The sequence below is a fragment of the Streptomyces anulatus genome (genome assembly GCF_000721175.1).
Lineage (GTDB): Bacteria > Actinomycetota > Actinomycetes > Streptomycetales > Streptomycetaceae > Streptomyces > Streptomyces anulatus_C.
The window spans coordinates 53,580-76,147 of the sequence record NZ_JOEZ01000032.1 but is presented as its reverse complement, the minus strand read 5'-3'; the positions used below and the strand labels follow the sequence as shown (position 1 = coordinate 76,147).

Sequence of the window (22,568 nt, the reverse complement as noted above, 5' to 3'; positions counted from 1 at the left end):
CATGAGTCCACACAACCCTTGATGATCACGCGGTGGCCGTTCCAGTTCTCACGCGGGTCCGACCCAAGATCGCGAAGTCACACTGGAGTACTAAGGGCTGAAACCAGCTCGGGCCATCCGGTGACAGTTGCATGGTCCACTCCTCCTCATCGATCGCGTCGGGAGTCTGCACAAGCGGTGTGTCGGCAACAGGTCTGGTGGCCAGGGCGACAAGTGCTCCGTCGGCCTGGAGGACGGCGTCGCACAGACGGACGAGATCCCGGCTGGGAGCCTTGATGCCTCGTTCGACCTTGCTCAGCTGCGCCTTGCTGTAGTGCACGGCGCCGGACAGTGTGGTGAGGGTGAGTCCTGCGTCCAGACGACGCTTTCTCAACTCCTCGCCGAACCCGGTGGACGGCTGTGGCACGGGACTCTCCTGACCGACCGTCCAGGCGAAGGCGTTCGCAGGTAAGAGTGCGGCAGTGCCAGCCGGACGGACAAGGCGATCGATGCTGTTTCCCGTTTCCTTCTCCGCAGGTGAGGGGCGCTACTCCCTGAATCGGGTGCTGTTTGGGGCGTGGTGACCACCGGGATGTTGCTCGTGCGCCCCCACATCCGACCGAAGTACACCGCCCCTATGCCGACGGCAGCTGGTCGGCGGTGACGGGATCCGGGCTGAAGTGCAAGCCGGTGTGGAACTGGCGGCACTCGTCGAGCGCGACCAGGAGGTACTCAGACCTGACCACCGGCTGGGCGCTGCCGGCTGCCTCGCAGGGCATCGCGACCGGGCGCCCAGGTGCGACGGCCAGTCTCGTGGGGCATCCGTACCATCCGCTCCGCGGTGAGACGCTTTAGACGCTGGCCGGTTTGCTTCCTGTCGCCAGGATCTCCGAGACACGGGCCGCGCCCGGGCCGCCGCCGCTCCAGCAGCTCGACCGTGCGCTGGCTGTTCGAGTCCGTCACATGAACCGGCCAACGCCCCCTGACGACTTGACCTGCTGATTTGTCTGCCGGATGGCGGGAATTGAGGCCACGACCTCTCCGTTCTGAATGAAGATCGGGTCAACCCGCGAGGTGTTCGGCGGCTACCCTGACAGTTGTCTTAACGGAGTTTGGTGGACACGAACACCAGCAATACCGACCGTGACGTCCGGCTGAGCTTCTTCGGTGGGTGAGTCGCTTGCGCTGCACCGTAGCGGGCGAACACGGTCGTACCAAATGAGCTGTAGACCGTTTCGAGGCCGTAGACCAGCTTGGGAACCGGGCTATGCGGGTCGGTCGGCGACTTCGCCCCCCGTCACGGTAATGCAGGGGCTTCAGCGGCTGCCCCGTAGACGTATGTCCAGGGTCCAGGCGTTGGAACGGCCGGAAGGGGTGGCCTTGCATTTGATGGCGTAGCACCGCCAGAACCAGTTGCCGTTCTTCCGCCGCCCGGATCTCGATCTCGGTACCATGGCAGCGGCCGCACTTCGGCGGGCGTGCGAAGGTCTACGCGTGCTCGTGTGCGAGCAGCTTGCGGGCGAAATATGCGCCGCGCATCGAGACCATTACCTCTCGGTCCAGCTCTGGGATAGAGCGTTCAGGCTGCCGAGCAGCACCGTCTGCTCGTCGAAGACCGCGATCTTCTGGTGCATGACGTTCATCGAAATCACGGTGTGGGCCACGGTGCGAAAATCCGTGATCAGCGCCTGGTTTGCAGGCTTGTGCTGCAACTGATCGGTGTCGTCACGGATGAAGACGACGATCCGCACGCCCCGGTCGGCGGCCGCGAGGGCGGGCAACAGGGAGCGGAGCCGCTTTGCGACCCACGGCGCCCAGAGCCACAGAGAGCGCTCTGCTCGGTTGATCTCCTCGGCGAAGGTGTCGTAGAAGGTCGTCTCGTCGCGAACGTCGGTCACCTCCACATGCCGACCCAGCACCTCCGCCAGAGCCGTGCCGAACTCGCCGCGGAGCGGGACCGGGGCCGTCGGCGGAGCGATGAGGTGCTTGGCCTTCAGGACCCGAACTCCCGGGGACCCGAGCAGTGTGGCAAGCCGGGCCAGGGCCGTATTGGGCTTGGCGTTCCTGACGCGGGCTCCGCCTGCAACGACGCACAGCCGGGCCTTCGTCCGGGTCACTGCTACGTTGAACAGGCGGATGCCGTTGCGGTGCCAGGCGTCGGCCCCGGCTGTCGGTGAGCGAGGGCCATCCACAGCTCGCGGCTGTAGCCACTGCCTTCCACCGTGTCGAAGACGACGACGTCGAACTCTCGGCCCTGGAACCGGTGGGCTGGTCACCGGCCCGGTGCGTACCGGCACCCGGCGGCATTCTGCGCCCTTGACCTTGGGTAGCTGCGAGAGGAACCCAAGGTCCGGCGTAACGTCGAGCGTGGTCGCCTGACCGAAGCATGGCGTGTTGATGGCGCGCGCGGACGAAGGTGTGCTCCGTTCGTGGAGCACACCCTGACCGTCTTTGAGCGCTACCCGTTCGCTGCCCCATGACACTATCCGTCACCGCGCTCGTGAGCGCCCGCAAGTGGGACAGAGTGGGCTGACACAGATGCGGTTATGACGACGGCCACGATAACGAAGCCGACGATCACGTATGACGACGATCAGCGCGCCCGTCGGTGACGGACGGCCTCAAGCAGCTGAGTCAGTACCTTGAGCGCTGCCGCACGGCGAGCAGGCTTGCGGGACCATACGGCGGGAAGCACGACACTCAGATAGATCGCGGCGACGGCCGCCACCGCGAGCAGGAAGGGCAAGGGGATAGACGAATAGGTCATGAGTGTTCCTTCGGAAGCGAGTGGTGTGCAGCTGGTTTCGACAAAGGCTCCTCCCGCTCCGCACGGTCGTCGCCTGTTCCGGACGCGCACCGAAGTACCGCCGCCGACCGCAGGTCAGGCCGTACGCTTCGGTTGGGAACACCGAACAGCGCCGAAAGGATGTGGAGTTGGCCGGAACGCCTTCGGGCCCCGTCGCGGACTTCTGGGCCGAGTTGCGCCGCTTGGTGCGCCAATGCCGTGTGCCGCAGACAGAGATCGCCGATGCGCTCGGTCTCGGGAACAGCTCGGTCTCGGAGATGCTCGGCGGACAGCGTCGCAAGGCACCGGACTGGGATACCGTGCGCGTGATTATCGAGCTGTGCGTCGATCGGAGCCGACGAGGTGGTGCACAGCCCTCCGGTGCGAGCCTGGACCCTCGCTGGTGGCGGGTCCGGCACGCCGAGCTCGAACGAACGTCGGGCATGCCCCGCAAACCGGCCGCGGTGGGAGAGGTCTCCGTCACGGGCCCCCCGGACCTGCCGCGTCCTGTGCCTTGGCTCAGCACGGCCGATTGCCTGGGCATGAGTGTCGAGAATGCGGTACGCCTCCTGGCCGATGGCCGCGTCGATCCGGCAGCCGCAGTCGAGGCGCTGCTCGTTCCGCCGGCTGTCAAGAGCGAGGAGCGCGGCGATCCGCGCATCCTGAGCGACCTCCTGGAGCAGTTTCCCGCACGTGTACGGGCGGCGCTGGGTGTCGCGCGGCTGGCTTTGATCCAGGCCGCGCGCGTAGTGCTGGCGGCGGCGGCCGTGGCCAGGGCCGCGCACCCGGGTGAGGTCCGCCGCCTGGTCGGTGAGGTGACTGATGGCCGTCACCTCGCCTACCGCTCCCCGTTGGCCGAGTTCAAGGACGCGATCGTCGCTGAAGACGCCTCTGGGATATTCAGCCACTACCAGCGGCTCGCGTCTCCACTGGCCTCCGCCTGCCCCGAGTTCTCCCTCGCGGCAGGCCTGCAAGGTGTCGCCCCGGGCGCGGACGGTGCCCGCCTGAATGGCATGGGGCTGGCCGGCCTGGGCCGGGCCTTCGAAACGCACGCGGACGACGGTGGCGTCTCGCCGGGGATAGCCCTGGAACTACTGGACCCGATCACCGCGTTCGAATCGCCGGGCCCACAACTGCCCATCCTGAGTGAGGGCTATGTGAATCCACGTTTCCGTCTGGCTGTTCCGAAACGGAGAAGACAGGGCGAGCTCGCGTCGGAGGGCTGGTGGTTGTCGCAGCCCGTGCACGAGAGCATCGAGGACTTCCTCGCAACGTTCCTCCTGAGCCTTTCGGCACTTCTGGCGCCCCTTGTCGTACTGGGTGACCCCGGAGCCGGCAAGTCCCTGCTCACCCGACTTCTGGCCGCCCGGCTACCGGCCCGGGAGTTCCGCACGGTTCGCGTCGAGTTGCGGCGGGCGTCGGCCCAGGCCGACCTGCAGGAGCAGCTCGAACGCGCGTTGCGCAAGGTGACCGGTCGGTCGGTGACCTGGGCGGACTGGTACGAAAGGGAACCTGACGTCCTGCCGGTCGTTCTGCTGGACGGTTTCGACGAGCTGCTCCAAGCGGGAGCCCACCGGCTCGATTCCGCGCGGATGTGGGGATACCTGCAAGAGATCGAGGCATTGCAAAAGCGCGAGGCGGGTCTCGGCCGCCCGCTCATGGTGATCGTGACGAGCCGCACCGTGGTTGCGGACCGCGCCCAGATTCCCGGAGGTAGCCACGTACTTCGTCTGGAGCCGTTCGGCCTGGCGGAGACGGAACGTTGGCTCGACGCCTGGAACCGCGCGAACGCCGGTTACTTCGCCCGCCACGGCCTGCGCCCGCTGACGCTCGATGCGGTCTGGCCCCACCAGGACCTCGCCGCGCAACCCCTGCTGCTGCTCATGCTGGCGCTGTACGACTCGACGGACAACGCGCTTCACCGGTTGCGTGACGATGACATCAGCCGGACAGATCTGTACGACCGTCTCCTCACGGACTTCGCCCGTCGCCAAGTCGACAAGGACGGTCCGCTGCCCCCGGGGGATGTGGCTGCGGCGGTTGAGGACGAACTCCACCGACTGTCCATCATTGCCGTCGGCATGTTTCACCGCGGCAGCCAGGCGATCAGCGGAGTGGACGTCGGCCTGGATCTTCGTGCTCTCGGTGCCACCGCTCATAGCCGGGCTGCCATGGACCCGGCACTGCTCTTCGGCCGGTTCTTCTTCGTGCACGAAGCCCAGGCCGTCGTCGCCGGAGAGCGGTTGAGCAGTTACGAGTTCATGCATGCCACCTTCGGCGAACACCTCACGGCCCGCATGATCGACCGGACACTGAGACAGCTGGCCGTGGCCTCCACCCAGGTCGACGCCTCGACGTCGGCTCCGGTCGACGACGCAGAGTGCTATGACCTGTTGTCCTTCGTACCGCTCACCGACCGCGCCCAAGTCGTGGACAACCTCCGGGACATGCTCGCGGACTGGCCCGCAGACCTGCGGGAACATCTGCCAACCCTGCTCGGTCGTCTGTTCCGTACGGTTGAACGCGATATCGAGCGGGACCAAAGCGAGTATCGACCGATCGCCACGACCCGGACCTACCGCAGCGCGGTCTGCCAGGCGAACCTCGTACTGATCGGTGCCTTGGCCGGAGATGACGACGGCACATACGCTTCGCACTTCCTGCAGACCGTGGACCTGATGGATGGATGGCGACGGTGCGCGATGCTGTGGCGGTCTCAACTGTCCGAGGAGTCATGGAAGAGCTACTCCTCAGCGCTCGGGGTGGAGCGTCGCTCGAGGCCCGCGATCGAAGCAGACGAAGCGCGGCCGGACGTGTGGATCGGCATTCGCCCGGCTCCGCCCGTTGACCACCACTTCGGCACGTCGGCAGCGTTACGCGACCTGTCCGGAGGAGGGGCGGGGACGGGCAGGAGTGCGGCGAATGTCGTCGCACGAATCAGGTTCGCCGGCGACGCCGATGCCGATCTTCTCCTGCATGCCGCCTTCCCGCTGTGGCAGGAGATTCCCGGTAGTCTGCAGACGTATTTCGCGGACGAGCAGCGCACCGTCCGGTCAGTGGCGCAGACGCTCATCGCCCTCGTGGCCAGAGGGAGGAACGCGCAACAGCTGCCCGAGCTCTATTCGCGATGTCTGACCGGCATCCACGAGTTGACCTCGAAGGACGAGATCGCCCGCGCGGTGGACATCGTGCTCCGCCAACTGGTCCACGATCTGCCTGCGCTGCCCGATACGGTACTCGCGGACGTGTTCCACCGGCTGCGGGACTGCCTGCATCTTCTGCCCTCCCTTCCCTTCGCCACCGAAATCGCACTCTTCGAATGCACGCACCGGGCAGTGGGGAGACAGGGCTTCGAGCTGGTGGAGAATCTTGCGGCGCTGCACGAGTTGCTCGGGTCCAGACGCGAGATACGACCTCTACTGGTCCTGACTCAGGCGGGCCTCTCCAGCAGTGCCTGGGAGTGGTTTGCCATGCCCTACGCGAGGACGGCCGCAGGACTCTTCGACGATATCTTCAAGGACCTCAATCTGAACTGGACCGCAGCCCGTCACCCCGCCTCGCTCGTAGCTGTGCTCCGCACGGCTGCCGACCTGGGCCTCACCGACTGGCTGACCGAGCACGCCGCCCGCATTCTGGCAGCCCTTCTGCCGGGAGCCGTCGGCCTGCTGCGTCCGACCGACCTTCCCCACCTACGTGAGGCCCTACCAGAGGGCGCGTACGCCGCCGAGTTCGCGGAGATCGAGCGGATCTGGCGGGGGTGAGCGGGCGGGCTGAGGGTGATCCTCTGGTCTGGACACCCTGACAATGGATCTTGATGGTTCAGGGAGGGATGTCCAGGTCGGACGCAAGTCTCCGTATCCGGAGGAGTTCAGGAAGGATGCCGTCGCGCTCTACCGCGCTGCGGCCGGCAAGCGGACGTACGCGGCGGTGGCCGCGGATCTCGGCATCACCGCGGAGTCGCTGCGGACGTGGGTCTGCAAGGACGACTCAGAGGCCGTGCCCGGACGCCGTGACGCGGGCGGGGGCGAAGACCTACGGCCACCATCCGTCGACGGCCTTCGTCGACCACGGCCCGGGCGGAACCGGCGAGCCGGTCGCGGCCCTCCTCAGGCCGGGGAACGGGGGCTCGAACACGGCCGCCGACCACATCACCACCACCCGCCTTGCCCTCGCTCAGCTGCCGAAGAAGTACCGGCGCGGACGGCAGACGCTGATCCGCACGGACTCCGCAGGCGGCACCCACGACTTCGTGTCCTGGCTCACCAGGCGAGGACGATGGCTGTCCTATTCGGTCGGCATGGCGGTCACCGAAGCGATCCACGAACACGTGCTGAAGGTCCCGGTGCGGTTGGGCTTCCTGGGCTGATCAACCCCCGAACGCCGACGAGAGGAGTGCTGTCCGCCGATAGCCGACCGGTGCGGACGCTGCCTGCGTGGTGCGGGAGTCCGTCGTGCAGCTCGACGGCCAGAAAGGCGCCGGGCGGACCGTTCAGCCGGCCGCGCCCGGGGGCCATCTGCTGGAGAGTTTCCTCGCCAAGCGATTCACCTTCCCGTACGAGCGCGACCTTCGGGGCCGAAGTCGAGCATGCCCCCACGGCCTGTGGCAGCGGGCCGCGCGGCAGGCCCGGCGCGTGACGTCCGGGCGTCGCCGTCAGCCCTACCGCTTTCCGTTCTGGGAATCCTGTGACCGTGGAGCCGAGGACTTGCTCATTGGTAACCAATAAGTTACCAATAAGGAGTGGATCCGTTCGTCGCCCTGGCTGACCCCGTACGCCGTGACCTGCTGCGCGTCCTCGCCTCCGGCCCGGCCAGAGTGGTCGACCTCGCGGCGCGGTATCCGATCAGTCGGCCCGCGGTGAGCAGGCATCTGCGACTGCTTGCCGAGGCGGGGCTGGTCACGGTCGAGGACCGTGGTCGCGAGCGCCACTACGTGCTCGCCCGCCCGGGCCTCGCCCCGGTCCGCGCGCTGCTCGACGAGCTCGCCGAGCGCCGCCTGCCGATCCCTGAGAGCGCCTTCGACGCGCTTGACCTGGAGGTGCGCAGAACCGTCCACGACCGCCGGGCCGGCACCGACGCCGCTCCCGGTACCGGAAGACCTCAGGAGGAATCCGCATGACCAGCACCCCCACCGGGCGTCGCGTGACCATCGACGGCCTGGACAGCATCGCCTTCGACCGCACCTTCCGGGCCTGCATCAAGGACGTGTGGGCGGCGGTCACCGAGTCGGACCGTCTGGCCCGATGGATCGGCGAATGGACCGGCGACCCGTCGACCGGCTCGGTCGACTTCCGGATGCTCTACGAGGGCGACGAGCACCAGGCCGAGCTCCTCACCATCCAGGAGTGCCAGGCCCCCCACCGTCTGGTCCTCACGTCGCAGGTGCCCGGCCAGGAACTCAGCTGGCACATGACTCTCACGCTCGTCGAGCACGAGGGCACCACCACGCTCACCTTCACCCAGTCCGTCGGCGACGACCCGGCGATGGCGGGCGGAGTCGGCCCCGGCTGGGACTACTACCTCGACCGGCTCGTCGTCGCCGAGACCGGCGGTGACCCGGCATCCGTCGGTTTCGGCGACTACCACCCGGCCCACGAACAGCACTACCTCGACATGTTCGGCTGAGCCCGACGAGGACGCCGGGTACGAGGGGTGGGTTCCTGTCGGCCCACCTGCGGGCCGAGGGGAGGCGCCGTTCCCATATTCGTCGGGCGGAGCGGCTGGATCTCGGTGAAGGTGACGACGACCGCGGGACGCATGGCGCAGACCGTGCTCCTCGAACTCGCCGAACGCTGCGCCGACTCGGCCGTCGGGGACGGGCCCGCAGTACAGCCCGGTAGTCGGCCACCCTGGCATCGAGGGACGCTCAACGTGACCGGTCAGGGGCATCGTTCCTGGCCGGGGCGGAGCTGCCGACGGAGCGGTCACGGGTCACGGATGAAGCCGATGGCCTCGGCCCGCTTCCAGCAGCGGTGGTACGGCTTGCGCATACGCCCCTGTTCCTGCCGGTGGCGAGCGCGAGGCAGGTGGACAGAGGGCTTCCCGTCTACCGGGAACGCGAGCCGGCCGAGCCCGGGCCGGGGTGTGCGCCGGACGGCCTGGACGTCCCGGGAAGCAGGCCCGTGTCCTGGGCACGCAGCACCGCGCTGAGCCGGTCCGCGGCCCCGAGCTTCCGGTACAGCGCGTTCAGGTGCTTGTGGACGGTGCGCGGCGAGATGCCCAGCCTGCGTCCGATCACCTCGGCGGTGAGCCCCGTGGCCAGCAGGTGCAGCACGTTTGTCTCGCGCGGGGTCAGTGGCGTCGCCAAGGCGTGGTTGGCCTGCCGCCTGCGATTGCTGCCGGAGGACTCGCGCAGCGCCATCAGGAGGGACCGGTGGGCCGTCGCGGCCTTGAGCAGTGGCTGGACGCGTGCGGCGTAGCGCTCATCGTGCCGGGAGAAGTCGCCGCCGGACCGGTGCACCAAGAATCCGCTGACGTGCGGTCCCCTGCCCGGCAGCGGCAGGCCGAACACGTGCCGTGTCCCGAACGCTTGGTGGAGAGCGTCGGCGGTCGGACTGTTCTGCCAGGTCCGCGCCCCCACCACACGTGCGGCGCTCTGCGGCGTCCAGTCGGCGCTGGCCCCGTAGCGGTCGATGAAGGGGTACCCCGAACGGATGTGAGCCTGCACCGAGTCGTCACCGAAGCCGACTTCCGGCAGAGGTCCTGGGGACCGGATCACCACGCTGCCCTGGTCACGTGTCCAGGGCACCTCCTTGACGACGATCAGCTCCCCGTCGAGTGCCGTGAGCAGTTCCTCGGTGAGCAAGGGCCAGACGAACTCAGGGGCCTCGGTGCTCATCACCTCGACTGCCAAGTCCAGCATGCGTGCGTACCGATCCGGCATGACGACTTCCCCCGGCGTCTCCGTGAGTGTGCCCTTTCACCGTAACCCGCCGTTGTCCATACGCACTTCTCCCCATAGCTCGGCACGGAGTGCTCCCGGCACCATCGGCTCCGGGTGGACCACGGGGTCCGCCGGACACACGGGGAGATCGCACATGTTCGGAAAGACACCAGCGGAAAGAGCCTCGTCCGTCGACGCACAGCCGTCGGCCCACCGTCGCCACCGGGCGCTGCTCGCCGCCGGGGTCTGCGCCACCAGCTGTCTGGGGGGCGCGGCGCCCGCCGCGACGGCCGCCGAGCAAAGGACGGGAGCCACACACTGCGTCACCGTCCTGAACGGGGTCGAGCGCAGCGAGGGGGAATCGACCGTCCGCTCACGTACCTGCTTCTCGGGTTTCGACGCGGACGGACGCGCCGAGCGGGCGGCACCGGCCGCTGCAACCCAGCTCATGCTCTGGTCGGAGCACAGTGACTACGGCGGTGTGTACGACCGCATCTACGGTTACGACGGCCCGTGCGACGCGACCGGTTACAGCTTCACGCCGAGCACGTGGTGGTCGAACAACCTGACGTCCTTCCAGGTGATGGGCGGCTGCACCAAGTCGTACCTCAGTGGCCCGCGCGGCAACGGCTCGTTCACCGGGCAGGTCCCGTATGTCGGCGACGCCCTCAACGATGCTGTCACGTACGTGAAGGTCTGGCGCGGCTGACACCGCGACCGTCAACCACCGAAAGGACATCTGCAACATGAGTTCACTGCGATCCGTGCTCACTTCTCTCACCGCGGTCTGCGCCCTCGCGGCCGGCCTGGCGGTTGCGGGGCCCGTCGCCCCGGCCCAGGCCGCCGCGTCGGACTGCACGGGCGGAGCCCGGGGCTTCCGCGACCACCCGGACAACGCCTCCGGGGACACCGACAAGCCTCGCAGTCTGGATCTCGGCGGTGGCGTGGTCATCACCCTGGAGAAGGGGGTGTACGGGGACCAGCAGATCGGTTTCGGGAAGATCAACGGCCCCACCCGACCGGGTGACAAGGTGTGGATGGACTGGCGGGCCGCCGGATGGGACGACGGAGGCAGGCCCGAATGGCCGATCCGCCCCTGGCTCCAGTGTGGACCTTTCACCGTTCAGAGCCACGGCCAGAGCCTGACGACTCCCTTCAAGCGCACCAGCACCGACCCCAACTACCAGTTCCGGGTCTGCGGTTCGCTCGCCACCAACGGCGTCGTCCGCTGCGCCACCAAGAACGGCGTCGACTGGTGGTGACCCGCCGGTACCGCTGGTGCGCAAGCTGTGCCGCTCGTGATCGATCGCCGCGGTGCTGCCGTACCCATGGGACAGAGAGAGAACCGAGGATGACCGTGCCCCTGTTGTCACACCGCCGTCTGACCGTGAGTGCCGCTTTGATCGCCGCTCTCGCCGGTGGTCTCGCTCCCGCCACCAGCGCGTCCGCGGCCCCCGCCGCCGCCCGGACGCCCGCGCCCGATATGGCCGGCATCGTTGCCGCACTCGAGTCCGCGATGGCCAGCGGGGCGCCAGGGGCGATGGCCCGATACTCCGGCCCGGACGGGGCCAGAGGAAGGGCCGTCGGCGTCCGTGACCGGGAGTCCGGCGCGGCCATGGACATCCAGGCGCGGTTCCGGATCGGCAGCGTAAGCAAGACCTTCTCCAGCGTCGTGTTGCTCCAACTGGTGGAAGAGGGGCGGCTGAAGCTGGACGCGCCCGTCAACACCTATCTTGAAGGGCTGTTGCCCGACGACCGGATCACGGTCCGTCATCTCCTCGCCCATCGCAGCGGCCTGGCCGACTACACCAACGCCATGTTCGACCAGACCGTGCCGGGCTTCGAGGCGGTACGCAACCGGGTGTTCAGCTACCAGGAACTGGTCGACCTCTCCCTCGCCGAACCCCGGACCACCGAGCCCGGTGCCGCGTACAAGTACTCGAACGCCAACTTCGTCGTCGTCGGCATGCTGATCGAGAAGCTGACGGGACGCCCGGTGGCCGACGCCTACCAGCGGCGCATCATCAAGCCGCTGGGGCTGCGCAAAACCGCGTACGTCCATCCCGACACGCGCATGAAGGGCACACATGTGCGGGGTTATCTGCACCCCGACGAGGCTGGTGCGCCGCTCGTCGACTCCACCGAGCAGACCGTGTCCTGGGCGCAGTCCGCGGGCGCTGTCATCTCCAGCCCCGCCGACCTCAACACCTTCACCGGCGCCCTGATGCGCGGCCGGCTGCTGTCCGCGGCGACACTGGCGGAAATGACCACGGTCACGCCGACGGATACCACCAGCACCCGTTTCTACGGCCTCGGTCTGCGTCGCTACGACCTGTCCTGCGGCACCCAGGTGTACGGGCACACCGGCACCGTCCAGGGCTTCTACACCTACGCCTTCTCCACCCGCGACGGCCGCCGCAGCCTTTCGGCGTTGGCCAACACCTCCAACCACGGCGCCGCGAACACCGCGCTGGGCAACACCCTGGAGGCCGCCTTCTGCGGCAGGAAGCCGACACCCGCCTCGACCGCGCGCTCCACGGCGCCCTCCGGCGTCCCTGACCTCGCACCGATGCCCGCCGAGCGTGACCTGCCCGAGCGCCACTGAGGCCCTGCACGACCGGCCGACCCGACCTGCGCGTCGGCCGGCCCGTCACAGGAACTCCGATTGGCGTGGCGCACCTTCTGCCACCGACGCACCCCGTGCCATGCGTGGCGATCCTCGAACCGGCCGAAAGAATCTCATTGCTGACCCATCTCAGTCCTGGAGTGGGAGGCCGGGGCTGTGGACATGGGATGCGAGCCCGGTGATCTGGCCTGCCTGAATCACCTGCCTGAATCACCGGGCCGTGCCGAACTCCGCCGCTGATGGCGTTGTGCACGGGGGCCTGACGGGCCGCAGACGTGTCGACCAGCCTCTGGCTCAGGCCTGCCGGCGGACGATCAGACGCTGGAGCACGATGAAGGCGAGCAGGAGCGCGCCGATGACGATCTTCGTCCACCAGGAACTGAGGGTGCCTTCGAAGGAGATCAACGACTGCACGGTGCCGAGGACCAGCACCCCCACCACTGAGCCCAGCAGGTAGCCGGTCCCGCCTGCGAGGAGGGTCCCTCCTATGACGACGGCTGCGATGACGTCAAGTTCCATGCCGACGGCGTGCAGACCATAGCCGGAGAGCATGTAGAGGCTGAAGAGCAGGCCGCCCAGCGCGGAGCAGAAGCCGCTCACCACATAGACGCCGACCTTGGCCCGGCTGGTGGCCAAGCCCATCAGGCGAGCCGAGGACTCACTGCCGCCCACCGCGTAGACGGTCCGGCCGAAGCGCGTCAGGTGCAGGACGTACAGGGCGGCCAGGACCACGGCCAGCGCGATCACGACGCTGTAGGTCAGTGTGATGTCGCCCGGCAGGGTGATGGCCCCGCTCGCGAACTCACGGAACGCGGGCTCGGTGATGGAGACCGACTCGACACTGATGAGGAAGCACAGCCCGCGGGCCAAGAACATGCCTGCGAGCGTGACGATGAAGGGCTGGACTTCGAAGTGGTGGATGACCAGGCCCATGAGCAGACCCAGGGTGGCGCCTGATCCGAGGACAGTGATGACCGAAAGCAGCGGAGGCCAGCCCGCGTTGAGGGTGGACGCGGCGATCATGGTCGAGAGGGCGGCAACCGCGCCGACGGAGAGGTCGATGCCGCCGGTCAGGATGACGAAGGTCATGCCCACCGCGAGGACGATGAGGAAGGAGTTGTCGACGAACAGGTTCGCGACCACCTGTCCCGAAGCGAAGTTCTCGTAGCGGACCGACCCGGCTCCGAAGGTGACCACGAACACCGCGAAGGTCGCGACCACGGGCAGGAAACGCTGGGGAAAGCGCGCGGAGGAAAGAGCCAAGGTGCTCATCCGGCGGCCACCTCCTGGGAGCGGGACGTAGGAACTGCGGTCTCACGGCGTGCGCGGAGCATCTTCGTCGTGCGGGGTGACTGGAGCAGGCAGACGGCGATCACCACGACGGCCTTGAAGACCAGAGTGACGTTGGTCGGGACGCCGATGGTGTAGACGGTGGTGGTCAGCGTCTGGATGACGAGGGCGCCCAGCATGGTCCCCGCGAGGGAGTACCGGCCCCCGGCGAGCGAGGTGCCTCCGATGACGACGGCGAGGATGGCGTCCATCTCGATCCACAGACCGGCGCTGTTGGCGTCGGCGGCGTTGACGTTGGAACTGATCATCAGGCCCGCGACACCCGCGCACAGACCGGCGAAGGCGTAGACCGTCCAGATGATCGTGCGTGAGCGTACGCCCGCGAGCTCGCCTGCCCGGGGATTGATCCCCACGGCTTCGATGAGCATGCCCAAAGCGGTTCGGCGGGTGATGAGGGCGACTGCCGTCAGGACGGCGAGGCTGATCAGGATCGCGATCGGCAGGATGAGGAAACCTGAGCCGATCTGCCGGTAGAGCGGATCCTTGACGGTGATGATCTGGCCTTCGGTGAGCAGCATGGCGCCGCCACGGCCCGCCGTCATCAGGACCAGGGTGGCGATGATCGGCTGGATTCCGAGGACGGAGACCAGGAAGCCGTTCCACAGCCCGAGCAGGACGCACACGCTCAGAGCCAGCAGGACCGCGGTGACCGTGTCCCCACCGCCGGATATGTAGGTGCAGGCGATCGCGCCGGCGATGGCGGCGACGGCTCCCACGGACAGGTCGATGCCGCGGGTGGCGATGACCAGGGTCATGCCGACGGCGATCAGGAGCGTCGGCGCTCCGTTGCGCAGGATGTCGACGATGCTGCCGAAGAGGTGCCCGTCCTGGATCCGGAGTTCCACGAAGGACGGCTCGACGGCGATGTTGAGAACGATCAGGGTGGCGAGGGCGACGAGCGGCCACAGCAGCCGCCCGCGCGTCATGAGGCCACCGCCGCGGTGTGGTTGTCGCTCGGAGCGGCGATCACAGACATGATCTTGTCCACCGTAACGTCCTGCCCGGTCAGTTCGGCTGCCTTGTGCCGATCGCGCAGGACGACGACCCGGTCGGACACGCGTACCACTTCTTCCAGTTCGGCGGAGATGAACAGCACCGCCATTCCCTCACCGGCGAGGTCGGCCACCAGCTTCTGAATGTGCGCCTTGGCGCCGACGTCGATGCCCCGGGTGGGTTCGTCGAGGATGAGCAGCCGGGGCCGGGTGACCAGCCAGCGTGCGAGTAGCACCTTCTGCTGGTTTCCGCCGGAAAGGGTGCTCATGATGGCGTCGGGGTCGGCAGGGCGGATGTCCAGCTTCGCTATGTACTCCTTCACCAGAGCGTCGGAGGTGCGCCGTGGGATGGGGCGTGCCCACCCCCGGGCGGCCTGCAGGGCGAGCACGAGGTTGTCGCGGATGCTGAGGTCGGCGACGACCCCTTCGGCCTTGCGGTCCTCGGAGCAGAAGGCCACGCCCTGGGCGATCATCGCCCGGGGGCCGCGGGGGCGGTGCTCCCTGCCGTTGAACGTGAGAGTCCCGGTATGCGCGCGGTCCGCGCCGAAGAGCATGCGGGCCAGTTCCGTGCGGCCCGAACCGAGCAGACCGGCCAGACCGACGACCTCCCCGGCGTGGATCTCCAGGTCGACGGGGGCGATCGCTCCCGTGCGGCCCAGGGCCACGGCGCTGAGCAGCGGCGCAGCGCCGGGAGCCCGGGCCTCCGAGCGCCGTTGCACCTCCTCCAGCACTCCCAGTTCGCGGCCGAGCATCGCTGCGACAAGTTCGATGTGGTTCATCTCGGAAGGCAGGTATTCGCCGACGAGTGAACCGTTTCGCAGGACGGTCATGCGGTCGGCGATCTCGTAGACCTGGTCGAGGAAGTGGGAGACGAACAGGATGGCGACTCCGTCGTCGCGCAGCACGCGCACGATGCGGAAGAGCTCGGCGACCTCGTCGCCGTCAAGGCTGGACGTGGGTTCGTCCAGAACCAGGACGCGTGCGTCCACGACCAGTGCCCTCGCGATCGCCACGAGTTGCTGCACCGCGATGGGGTGGGAGCCCAGAAGAGAGGCGGTGTCGATGGACAGGCCGACGCGGGTGAGCAGTTCCTTCGCCCGCGCGCGCATGGCCCGTCCGTCGATGTGTCCCAGCCGGCGTGGCTCGCGGCCCAGCAGGATGTTCTCCGCCACCGAGAGGTTCGGCAGGAGATTGACCTCCTGGTAAACGGTGCTGATCCCGGCATCCTGCGCTTGGCCGGGCGCGTCGAAAGCGACCGGTTGGCCGTGCAGGTGTATGACGCCTGTCGTCGGAGGGTGCACGCCGGTGAGTGCCTTGATGAGGGTGGACTTGCCTGCCCCGTTCTCGCCCATCAGGGCGTGCACTTCACCGGGCAGCAGGCGGAAGTCGACGCCCGAGAGAGCTTTGACGCCGGGAAACTCGACGCTGATGTCGCGCATGTCGACCACCGGGGTGCCGGTGAGCGCTGAGGAATCGGTCATGACCAGTGCTTTCGTCGTGGGTACAGCCCCTGCCACCGCCACGAGGGGCGCGGCGGCAGGAACCGGAGTTCTGCGATCAGTACTGCCGGTCGGGCAGCGCCTTCTTCGCCTGCTCGGGCGTGAAGGTGGTCTCCTCGGTGACCACCCGCTTGGGTACCTTCTCGCCGTCCACGACCTTCCTGGCGAGGTCCATGAGCTGGTCGCCGAGGAGCGGATTGCATTCGACGATGTAGTTGATCTCCCCGTCGGCCAAGGCCTGCATCCCGTCCTTGACGGCGTCAACAGTGATGATCTTGATGTCCTTGCCGGGCTTCTTGCCGGCGGCCTTGATGGCTTCGATGGCGCCCAGGCCCATGTCGTCGTTGTGGGCGTAGACGACGTCGACGTCGGGGTTGGAGCGGAGGAAGGCCTCCATGACCTGCTTGCCGCCGGAGCGGGTGAAGTCACCGCTCTGGGATGCCTTGATCCTGATGTCCGGGCGTGCGGCGATCTTCTCCTCGAAGCCCTTCTTGCGGTCGATGGCGGGCGCGGCGCCGGTGGTGCCCTGCAGTTCCACCACGTTGACAGGACCCTTGGTGTTCTCGACGAGCCACTCGCCGGCCTTCTCGCCCTCCTCGACGAAGTCGGAGCCGAGGAACGTCTCGTACAGGGTGTCGTCGTCGGAGTCGACCGCGCGGTCGGTCAGGATCACCGGGATGCGGGCCCGCTTGGCCTCCAGCAGCACCGCGTCCCAGCCGGTCTCCACCACCGGGCTGAAAGCGATCACATCGACCTTCTGCTGGATGTAGGAGCGGATGGCCTTGATCTGGTTCTCCTGCTTCTGCTGAGCGTCGGAGAACTTCAGCTCGACACCCGCGGTCTTCGCGGACTGCTGGACGGACTTGGTGTTGGCCGTGCGCCAGCCGCTCTCAGCGCCGACCTGGGCGAAGCCCATGGTGATCTCGCCGGCCTCGCCGCTGTCGCCGTCCTTGCTCGAGGTGCTGCCCGAGCCACACGCCGTCAGTGTGGCGAGCAGCAGAACGCTGACACCCGTGGCGATCTTCTTCAACACTGCTTCCTCCGTGCTCAACCGTGCTCACTCGGGGTGGCGAGCTTTGCGTGACCGGAGTCACTGGTGCATCAGAGTGAGCGCTCACATCTGCCCAGTCAACCCCTGGAACGCCGCAGTTATGCTTGCCTGGGGCAGGGGTTTGGGCGCGACATGTTAACGCTCATTGTTCAAGCGTTCCTGAGGACCAAGAGGCTTGGAGCGCCTCGCATCCGGATTCCGACGGACGCGAGGAGGGGGGAGCTGGTTGTCTGCCCCCTGGCCTGGTTAAGGTTCAAGGTGGCGTGTCCCTGCGTGGTCCCTCACAGGTGTCGGGCCGGCAGGAACGGCGGAGTCAGGAGATGCAGGTGGAGGACCCCTCGGCGGCTACCCGGGTACGCGAGCCGGCGATGACGGATGTGGCACGGCTCGCCGGGGTCTCCCACCAGACGGTCTCCCGCGTCCTCAACGGGCACCCCAACGTCCGGGAGCAGACGCGGCTGAGGGTGCGTGCCGCGATCACCGAGCTCGGGTACCGGCCCAACCGTGCCGCGCGCACCCTGGTGACCGGCCGGTCCCAGCAGATCGGCGTGGTGGCGCAGAACTCGACCCTGTACGGGCCCACCTCGATGCTGGCAGCCTTCGAACTGGCCGCAGCGGCCCAGGGCTTCGAGGTGAGCGTGCGACGGGTGCGTGTCCTTGACCGCTCATCCATCGCCGCGGCGGTGGAGCACCACCGCGACCAGCGGGTCGCCGGCATCGTGGTCATCGCACCCACGGCATCCGCCGACGAGGCGCTGGCGGAGATCCCGGCCGATGTTCCGCTCGTTGCCGTCGACGGGGACCCCGACCGGGGCGGAGCGCTGGTCACGGTCGACCAGGAGGCGGGAGCCTTCGCCGCCACCCGGCACCTGCTCGACGCGGGGCACGAGACCGTGTGGCACATCTCAGGTCCGCCGGACTGGTTCGACGCCGCGGGCCGGGCGCGCGGGTGGCAGCGTGCTCTGCAGGAGGCCGGTGCGGAGATTCCACCGGTCAGTTCCGCGGACTGGAGCGCGTCCTCCGGCTACCGCGCGGGCCAGATGCTGGCCCGCATGCCGGATGTGACCGCGGTGTTCGCGGCCAATGACCATCTGGCCCTCGGTGCCATCCGCGCCATGGCTGAGCGGGGCCGTTGCGTCCCTGGCGACGTGAGCATCGTCGGTTTCGACGACGTGCCCGAGGCCGAGTTCTTCTCGCCCCCGTTGACCACGGTGCGCCCGGACTTCGACGGGGTGGCCACCGAGACCCTCAATCTTCTGCTGGCCCGGATCGAGGGCGAGTCAGGGGCTTCGCTGCGCACACTCAACCCCACCCTCATCCCGCGGGAGAGCGTCGCGGCTCCGCGCGGCTGACCCACGCCCCGGTCGATCTCTCGAATCCCTACCTGAGCACGCTCACATGCCTAGACATTGCTGTGAGCGGATGCCTTGACGGGCAGATTGTTAGCGATAACACTTCGGGTGTCCTTCGACGAACGATCAAAGGTGGCTTCATGGCCGACGAACCTGACTCCCTCGTGGTCGGTGTCGACTACGGCACGCTGTCCGGACGCGCCGTAGTGGTGCGGGTCCGGGACGGGGCCGAACTGGGCGCGGGTGTCCATGCCTACCGTCACGGCGTCATCGACCGGGCCCTGCCCGCGACGGGCCAGAGCTTGCCGCCCGACTGGGCGCTACAGGTTCCCGAGGACTATCTCGACGTTCTGCGGATCGCCGTCCCGGCCGCGATCGCGGACGCCGGGGTCGATCCAGCTCGTGTGATCGGGATCGGGACCGACTTCACCGCCTGCACGATGGTGCCGACCACCGAGGACGGAACCCCGCTGTGCGACCTGCCTGAACTCGCCGGGGATCCCCACGCGTACGTCAAGCTCTGGCGCCACCACGCCGCCCAGCCACAGGCCGACCGGATCAACGCCCTGGCGCGGGCGCGCGGGGAGAAGTGGCTGTCGCGGTACGGAGGGCTGATCTCCTCGGAGTGGGAGTTCGCCAAGGCGCTGCAGATGCTGGAGGAGGCGCCCGAGGTGTACGCCACCATGGACCGGTGGGTGGAGGCCGCCGACTGGATCGTCTGGCGGCTCACCGGGGCGTACGTACGCAACGCCTGCAGCGCCGGTTACAAAGGAATGCGCCAGGACGGCGAGTACCCCGCCGCGGACTTCCTCGCCGAACTGAACCCCGCCTTCGGCGACTTCGTGACGGAGAAGCTGGATCAGCCGATCGGCCGGCTCGGCGACCGGGCCGGCGCTCTGAGCGCCGAGGCCGCGGCCTGGACCGGGCTGCCGCAGGGCATCGCGGTCGCCGTCGGAAACGTCGACGCACATGTCACCGCTCCGGCGGCCGGGGCCGTGGAGCCCGGTCAGCTGGTCGCGATCATGGGTACGTCCACCTGTCACGTCCTCAACAGTGACACCTTGCGCGAGGTCCCCGGCATGTGCGGCGTGGTCGACGGGGGCATCGTCGACGGCCTGTGGGGTTACGAGGCCGGACAGAGCGGAGTGGGCGACATCTTCGCCTGGTACGTCGACCACCAGGTGCCCGAGGGTTACCACGCACAGGCTCGGGAACGCGGCCTGTCCGTCCATGAACTGCTCACCGAACTGGCCGCGAACCAGAAAGTCGGTGAGCACGGGCTGATCGCCCTCGACTGGCACAGCGGCAACCGTTCGGTGCTGGTCGACCACGAGCTGTCCGGAATGGTTCTGGGGCAGACCCTCTCCACCCGGCCCGAGGACATCTACCGGGCTCTGCTCGAAGCCACCGCGTTCGGCACGCGCACGATCGTGGAGACCTTGACCACCGCGGGCGTGCCCGTCCACGAACTCATCGTCGCCGGCGGCCTGGTGCGCAACACGTTCCTGATGCAGCTCTATTCCGACGTCCTCGGCCTGCCGCTGTCGATCATCCGGTCCGCCCAGGGGCCGGCCCTCGGGTCGGCGCTCCACGCGGCGGTGGCCGCGGGTGCGCACCGCGATGTCCGAGCCGCCGCTACCGCCATGGGCTCGGTCGACCGAGCCGTCTACCATCCCCGCCCCGCGGAAGCCGCCGCCTACGACCGCCTCTTCGCCGAGTACGTCGCCCTGCACGACCACTTCGGCCGGGGCGGCAACGACGTCATGCGCAGACTGCGGGCCATACGCCGCTCCGCCATCGAATCGAAGGAGAAGTGATGGGCGCCGTCGACAGCGTGAAGAACCTCCGGCAGACCGTCGCTGACCTGCACCGCGAACTGACGCGGTACGGGCTGGTGATCTGGACCGCCGGAAACGTCTCGGCCCGCGTTCCGGGGGAGGACCTCATGGTCATCAAGCCCTCCGGTGTGTCCTACGACGACCTGAGTCCGGACTCCATGGTCGTGACCGACCTGCACGGCAAACTTGTGGAAGGCGACCTGGCGCCGTCCTCGGACACCGCTGCCCACGCCTACGTCTACCGGCACATGCCCGAGGTCGGCGGCGTGGTTCACACGCACTCGCCCTACGCCACCGCTTGGGCCGCGCGAGGCGAACCCATCCCGTGTGTCCTGACCATGATCGCCGACGAGTTCGGCGGCGAGGTTCCGGTGGGCCCCTTCGCGCTCATCGGCGACGACTCCATCGGACGCGGCATCGTGGACACCCTCCGTGACAGCCGCTCGCCCGCTGTCCTGATGCGCAGCCACGGCCCCTTCACCGTCGGCCGGGACGCGCGTTCGGCCGTGAAGGCGGCCGTCATGGTCGAGGACGTGGCCCGCACCGTCCACTTCGCCCACCAGCTGGGTACCCCGGACGCCATCGACCCGGCCGCCGTGGACCGGCTCTACGAGCGATACCAGAACGTCTACGGCCAGTGAGCCCACGAGGGGAAGACCGATGAACAGCACAACCCAGCCGCAGATCTGGTTCCTGACGGGAAGCCAGCGCCTCTACGGTGCCGAGACCCTGAACCAGGTGGCGGAGCAGTCGGCCAGGATCCAGGAGATGCTGGCCGCTTCCGGACGGTTCGGCGCCGGTATCGTGAAGAAGCCGGTCCTGACCGAGGCCTCCGCCATCAGGCAGACCCTGGAGGCGGCCAACACCGACCCGGCCTGTGTCGGGGTGATCGCGTGGATGCACACCTTCTCTCCGGCGAAGATGTGGATCTCCGGGCTCGACGCGTTGCGTAAGCCACTGCTGCACCTGCACACCCAGCTCAACCGGGAACTGCCGTGGTCGTCCATCGACATGGACTTCATGAACCTCAACCAGGCCGCCCACGGCGACCGCGAGTTCGGCTACATACAGACCCGTATCGGGGTGGCCCGCAAGACCGTGGTGGGTCATGTGTCCGATCCGGAGGTCGTCAGGCGGGTCGACGACTGGGTCCGGGCGGCCATCGGCTTCCACCGCATGCGCGATCTCCGCCTGGCGCGCTTCGGCGACAACATGCGCGACGTTGCCGTGACCGAAGGCGACAAGGTGGAGGCGGAACTCCGGTTCGGCGTCAGCGTCAACACCTACGGTGTCAACGACCTCGTCGAACTCGTCGACGCCGTCACCGCCGGGGAGATCGACGACCTCGTCGGCGAGTACTCCGAACTCTACAGCCTGGCAAGGGAGTTGATGCCAGGTGGCGATCGCCACTCCTCGCTGCGCTACGCGGCCGCCATCGAGGCCGGCCTGCGTAGGTTCCTCGTCCAGGGCGGGTTCGGCGCCTTCACCACCAACTTCGAGGACCTCGGCGGCCTGCGCCAACTGCCCGGCCTGGCGGTCCAGCGCCTCATGGCCGACGGTTACGGCTTCGGCGGCGAGGGCGACTGGAAGACCTCCGCACTGCTCGCCGCCGCGAAGGCCATGGGCCCGCGTGCTTCGTTCATGGAGGACTACACCTACCACTTCGGGCCCGGTACGCCCAGGACCCTCGGCGCGCACATGCTGGAGGTGTGCCCCTCGATCGCCGACGCCCAGCCGTCCTGTGAGGTCCACCCCTTGTCGATCGGGGGGCGTGAGGACCCCGTGCGCCTGGTGTTCGACGCCGCCGCGGGCCCCGCCACGGTGATCGGCCTCGCCGACATGGGCGACCGATTCCGGCTGGTGGCCAACGACATCGATGTCGTGTTGCCGGAAGAGCCGCTTCCGTGCCTGCCGGTGGCGCGGGCGGTGTGGGAGCCGCGCCCTTCGCTGTCCACATCGGCCGAGTGCTGGCTGATGGCCGGCGGCCCGCACCACACGGTCCTCACCACGGTGGGTTCGGACGTACTACGTGACTTCGCGCAGATGGCCGGCACCGAACTGGTGATGATCGACGGCACCACGACGGCCCATGACTTCGCGGACCGTCTGCGCTGGAACCAGGCGTACCACCGGCTGGCCCAGCGGATGTGACCCGAACCGAAGCGTGACCCGCCCCCCTCCCTTGTGAAGGAGCCCCGCCCGACCGTCACAAGGGA

The 22,568-nt window shown here is 68.0% G+C and carries 18 protein-coding genes and 2 pseudogenes; 12 read left to right on the top strand and 8 right to left on the bottom strand.

Annotated elements, in window-relative coordinates:
- Positions 1–25: 25 nt before the first annotated feature.
- The 3 genes from IG90_RS0130610 to IG90_RS44975 form a co-directional block, all read right to left on the bottom strand.
- Entirely contained in the window at positions 26–406 is a 381-nt protein-coding gene (locus IG90_RS0130610) for a helix-turn-helix domain-containing protein (RefSeq protein ID WP_030591685.1), read from the bottom strand.
- Between the two features lie 1,120 nt (positions 407–1,526).
- Positions 1,527–2,096: a phospholipase D-like domain-containing protein gene (locus tag IG90_RS46225; protein WP_030591682.1), complete on the bottom strand. Its 570-nt coding sequence runs from the start codon at positions 2,094–2,096 to the stop codon at positions 1,527–1,529.
- A 476-nt stretch (positions 2,097–2,572) separates the two neighbouring features.
- The gene (locus tag IG90_RS44975) at positions 2,573–2,746 is read right to left on the bottom strand and encodes a hypothetical protein (RefSeq protein WP_164494006.1); all 174 of its coding nucleotides are present in this window, start codon (positions 2,744–2,746) and stop codon (positions 2,573–2,575) included.
- A gap of 167 nt (positions 2,747–2,913) precedes the next feature.
- Here IG90_RS44975 and IG90_RS40880 point away from each other — a divergent pair, with 167 nt between their 5' ends.
- The 5 genes and pseudogenes from IG90_RS40880 (at position 2,914) to IG90_RS0130575 (ending at position 8,386) form a co-directional block, all read left to right on the top strand.
- Positions 2,914–6,525 carry an NACHT domain-containing protein gene (locus IG90_RS40880; RefSeq protein WP_157846365.1) on the top strand — a complete coding sequence of 1,204 codons (3,612 nt, stop codon included), beginning with the start codon at positions 2,914–2,916 and terminating at the stop codon, positions 6,523–6,525.
- Between the two features lie 43 nt (positions 6,526–6,568).
- A pseudogene (locus IG90_RS42650) lies at positions 6,569–6,749 on the top strand (transposase); the annotation flags it as partial.
- A gap of 42 nt (positions 6,750–6,791) precedes the next feature.
- Positions 6,792–7,106: pseudogene (locus tag IG90_RS0130585) on the top strand (transposase); the annotation flags it as partial.
- A 396-nt stretch (positions 7,107–7,502) separates the two neighbouring features.
- On the top strand, positions 7,503–7,880 hold the full coding sequence (locus tag IG90_RS0130580) for an ArsR/SmtB family transcription factor (RefSeq protein ID WP_030591674.1): 378 nt from the start codon (positions 7,503–7,505) through the stop codon (positions 7,878–7,880).
- Positions 7,877–8,386 (top strand): SRPBCC family protein, encoded by a 510-nt coding sequence (locus tag IG90_RS0130575; RefSeq protein ID WP_030591672.1) that lies wholly within the window; start codon positions 7,877–7,879, stop codon positions 8,384–8,386. The genes IG90_RS0130580 and IG90_RS0130575 overlap by 4 nt, the downstream gene beginning before the upstream one ends.
- Positions 8,387–8,807: 421 nt before the next feature.
- Here the strand turns inward: IG90_RS0130575 and IG90_RS0130570 are convergent, their stop codons facing one another.
- Complete coding sequence (locus IG90_RS0130570) at positions 8,808–9,623, bottom strand: helix-turn-helix transcriptional regulator (RefSeq protein ID WP_233436124.1); 816 nt, start codon at positions 9,621–9,623, stop codon at positions 8,808–8,810.
- A gap of 175 nt (positions 9,624–9,798) precedes the next feature.
- On the opposite strand from IG90_RS0130570, the gene IG90_RS0130565 reads away from it, so the two are divergent.
- From IG90_RS0130565 to IG90_RS0130555, 3 genes are all read left to right on the top strand, one after another.
- On the top strand, positions 9,799–10,353 hold the full coding sequence (locus tag IG90_RS0130565; protein WP_030591665.1) for a hypothetical protein: 555 nt from the start codon (positions 9,799–9,801) through the stop codon (positions 10,351–10,353).
- Between the two features lie 37 nt (positions 10,354–10,390).
- Positions 10,391–10,906 carry a hypothetical protein gene (locus tag IG90_RS0130560; RefSeq protein ID WP_030591662.1) on the top strand — a complete coding sequence of 172 codons (516 nt, stop codon included), beginning with the start codon at positions 10,391–10,393 and terminating at the stop codon, positions 10,904–10,906.
- 89 nt (positions 10,907–10,995) lie between these two features.
- Entirely contained in the window at positions 10,996–12,249 is a 1,254-nt protein-coding gene (locus IG90_RS0130555; protein WP_030591659.1) for a serine hydrolase domain-containing protein, read from the top strand.
- A gap of 315 nt (positions 12,250–12,564) precedes the next feature.
- Here IG90_RS0130555 and yjfF read toward each other — a convergent pair whose 3' ends face one another.
- The 4 genes from yjfF to IG90_RS0130535 form a co-directional block, all read right to left on the bottom strand.
- The gene (yjfF, locus tag IG90_RS0130550) at positions 12,565–13,542 is read right to left on the bottom strand and encodes a galactofuranose ABC transporter, permease protein YjfF (RefSeq protein ID WP_030591656.1); all 978 of its coding nucleotides are present in this window, start codon (positions 13,540–13,542) and stop codon (positions 12,565–12,567) included.
- The gene (locus IG90_RS0130545; protein WP_030591654.1) at positions 13,539–14,546 is read right to left on the bottom strand and encodes an ABC transporter permease; all 1,008 of its coding nucleotides are present in this window, start codon (positions 14,544–14,546) and stop codon (positions 13,539–13,541) included. Before IG90_RS0130545 ends, yjfF begins: the two co-directional genes overlap by 4 nt.
- A complete protein-coding gene (locus IG90_RS0130540) occupies positions 14,543–16,093 on the bottom strand; it encodes a sugar ABC transporter ATP-binding protein (RefSeq protein ID WP_030591651.1) in 1,551 nt (516 codons plus the stop codon). Before IG90_RS0130540 ends, IG90_RS0130545 begins: the two co-directional genes overlap by 4 nt.
- Positions 16,094–16,169: 76 nt before the next feature.
- On the bottom strand, positions 16,170–17,144 hold the full coding sequence (locus IG90_RS0130535; RefSeq protein WP_030591648.1) for an ABC transporter substrate-binding protein: 975 nt from the start codon (positions 17,142–17,144) through the stop codon (positions 16,170–16,172).
- A gap of 338 nt (positions 17,145–17,482) precedes the next feature.
- Here IG90_RS0130535 and IG90_RS0130530 point away from each other — a divergent pair, with 338 nt between their 5' ends.
- From IG90_RS0130530 to araA, 4 genes are all read left to right on the top strand, one after another.
- Entirely contained in the window at positions 17,483–18,514 is a 1,032-nt protein-coding gene (locus IG90_RS0130530) for a LacI family DNA-binding transcriptional regulator (RefSeq protein ID WP_030591645.1), read from the top strand.
- Between the two features lie 140 nt (positions 18,515–18,654).
- On the top strand, positions 18,655–20,331 hold the full coding sequence (gene araB, locus IG90_RS0130525; protein ID WP_030591642.1) for a ribulokinase: 1,677 nt from the start codon (positions 18,655–18,657) through the stop codon (positions 20,329–20,331).
- Positions 20,331–20,993: an L-ribulose-5-phosphate 4-epimerase gene (locus tag IG90_RS0130520; protein ID WP_030591639.1), complete on the top strand. Its 663-nt coding sequence runs from the start codon at positions 20,331–20,333 to the stop codon at positions 20,991–20,993. Before araB ends, IG90_RS0130520 begins: the two co-directional genes overlap by 1 nt.
- 19 nt (positions 20,994–21,012) lie before the next feature.
- Positions 21,013–22,503: an L-arabinose isomerase gene (gene araA / locus IG90_RS0130515; RefSeq protein ID WP_030591636.1), complete on the top strand. Its 1,491-nt coding sequence runs from the start codon at positions 21,013–21,015 to the stop codon at positions 22,501–22,503.
- Positions 22,504–22,568: the final 65 nt, after the last annotated feature.

What these genes read in the sequence shown, in the direction of transcription:
- araB (WP_030591642.1), top strand. Translation starts at nt 18,655, where the DNA reads ATGGCCGACGAACCTGACTCCCTCGTGGTCGGTGTCGACTACGGCACG.
- IG90_RS0130565 (WP_030591665.1), top strand. Translation starts at nt 9,799, where the DNA reads ATGTTCGGAAAGACACCAGCGGAAAGAGCCTCGTCCGTCGACGCACAG.
- IG90_RS0130560 (WP_030591662.1), top strand. Translation starts at nt 10,391, where the DNA reads ATGAGTTCACTGCGATCCGTGCTCACTTCTCTCACCGCGGTCTGCGCC.
- IG90_RS0130520 (WP_030591639.1), top strand. Translation starts at nt 20,331, where the DNA reads ATGGGCGCCGTCGACAGCGTGAAGAACCTCCGGCAGACCGTCGCTGAC.
- IG90_RS44975 (WP_164494006.1), bottom strand. Translation starts at nt 2,746, where the DNA reads ATGACCTATTCGTCTATCCCCTTGCCCTTCCTGCTCGCGGTGGCGGCC.
- araA (WP_030591636.1), top strand. Translation starts at nt 21,013, where the DNA reads ATGAACAGCACAACCCAGCCGCAGATCTGGTTCCTGACGGGAAGCCAG.
- IG90_RS0130545 (WP_030591654.1), bottom strand. Translation starts at nt 14,546, where the DNA reads ATGACGCGCGGGCGGCTGCTGTGGCCGCTCGTCGCCCTCGCCACCCTG.
- IG90_RS0130530 (WP_030591645.1), top strand. Translation starts at nt 17,483, where the DNA reads ATGCAGGTGGAGGACCCCTCGGCGGCTACCCGGGTACGCGAGCCGGCG.
- IG90_RS0130575 (WP_030591672.1), top strand. Translation starts at nt 7,877, where the DNA reads ATGACCAGCACCCCCACCGGGCGTCGCGTGACCATCGACGGCCTGGAC.
- yjfF (WP_030591656.1), bottom strand. Translation starts at nt 13,542, where the DNA reads ATGAGCACCTTGGCTCTTTCCTCCGCGCGCTTTCCCCAGCGTTTCCTG.
- IG90_RS0130570 (WP_233436124.1), bottom strand. Translation starts at nt 9,623, where the DNA reads ATGCTGGACTTGGCAGTCGAGGTGATGAGCACCGAGGCCCCTGAGTTC.
- IG90_RS0130540 (WP_030591651.1), bottom strand. Translation starts at nt 16,093, where the DNA reads ATGACCGATTCCTCAGCGCTCACCGGCACCCCGGTGGTCGACATGCGC.
- IG90_RS0130555 (WP_030591659.1), top strand. Translation starts at nt 10,996, where the DNA reads ATGACCGTGCCCCTGTTGTCACACCGCCGTCTGACCGTGAGTGCCGCT.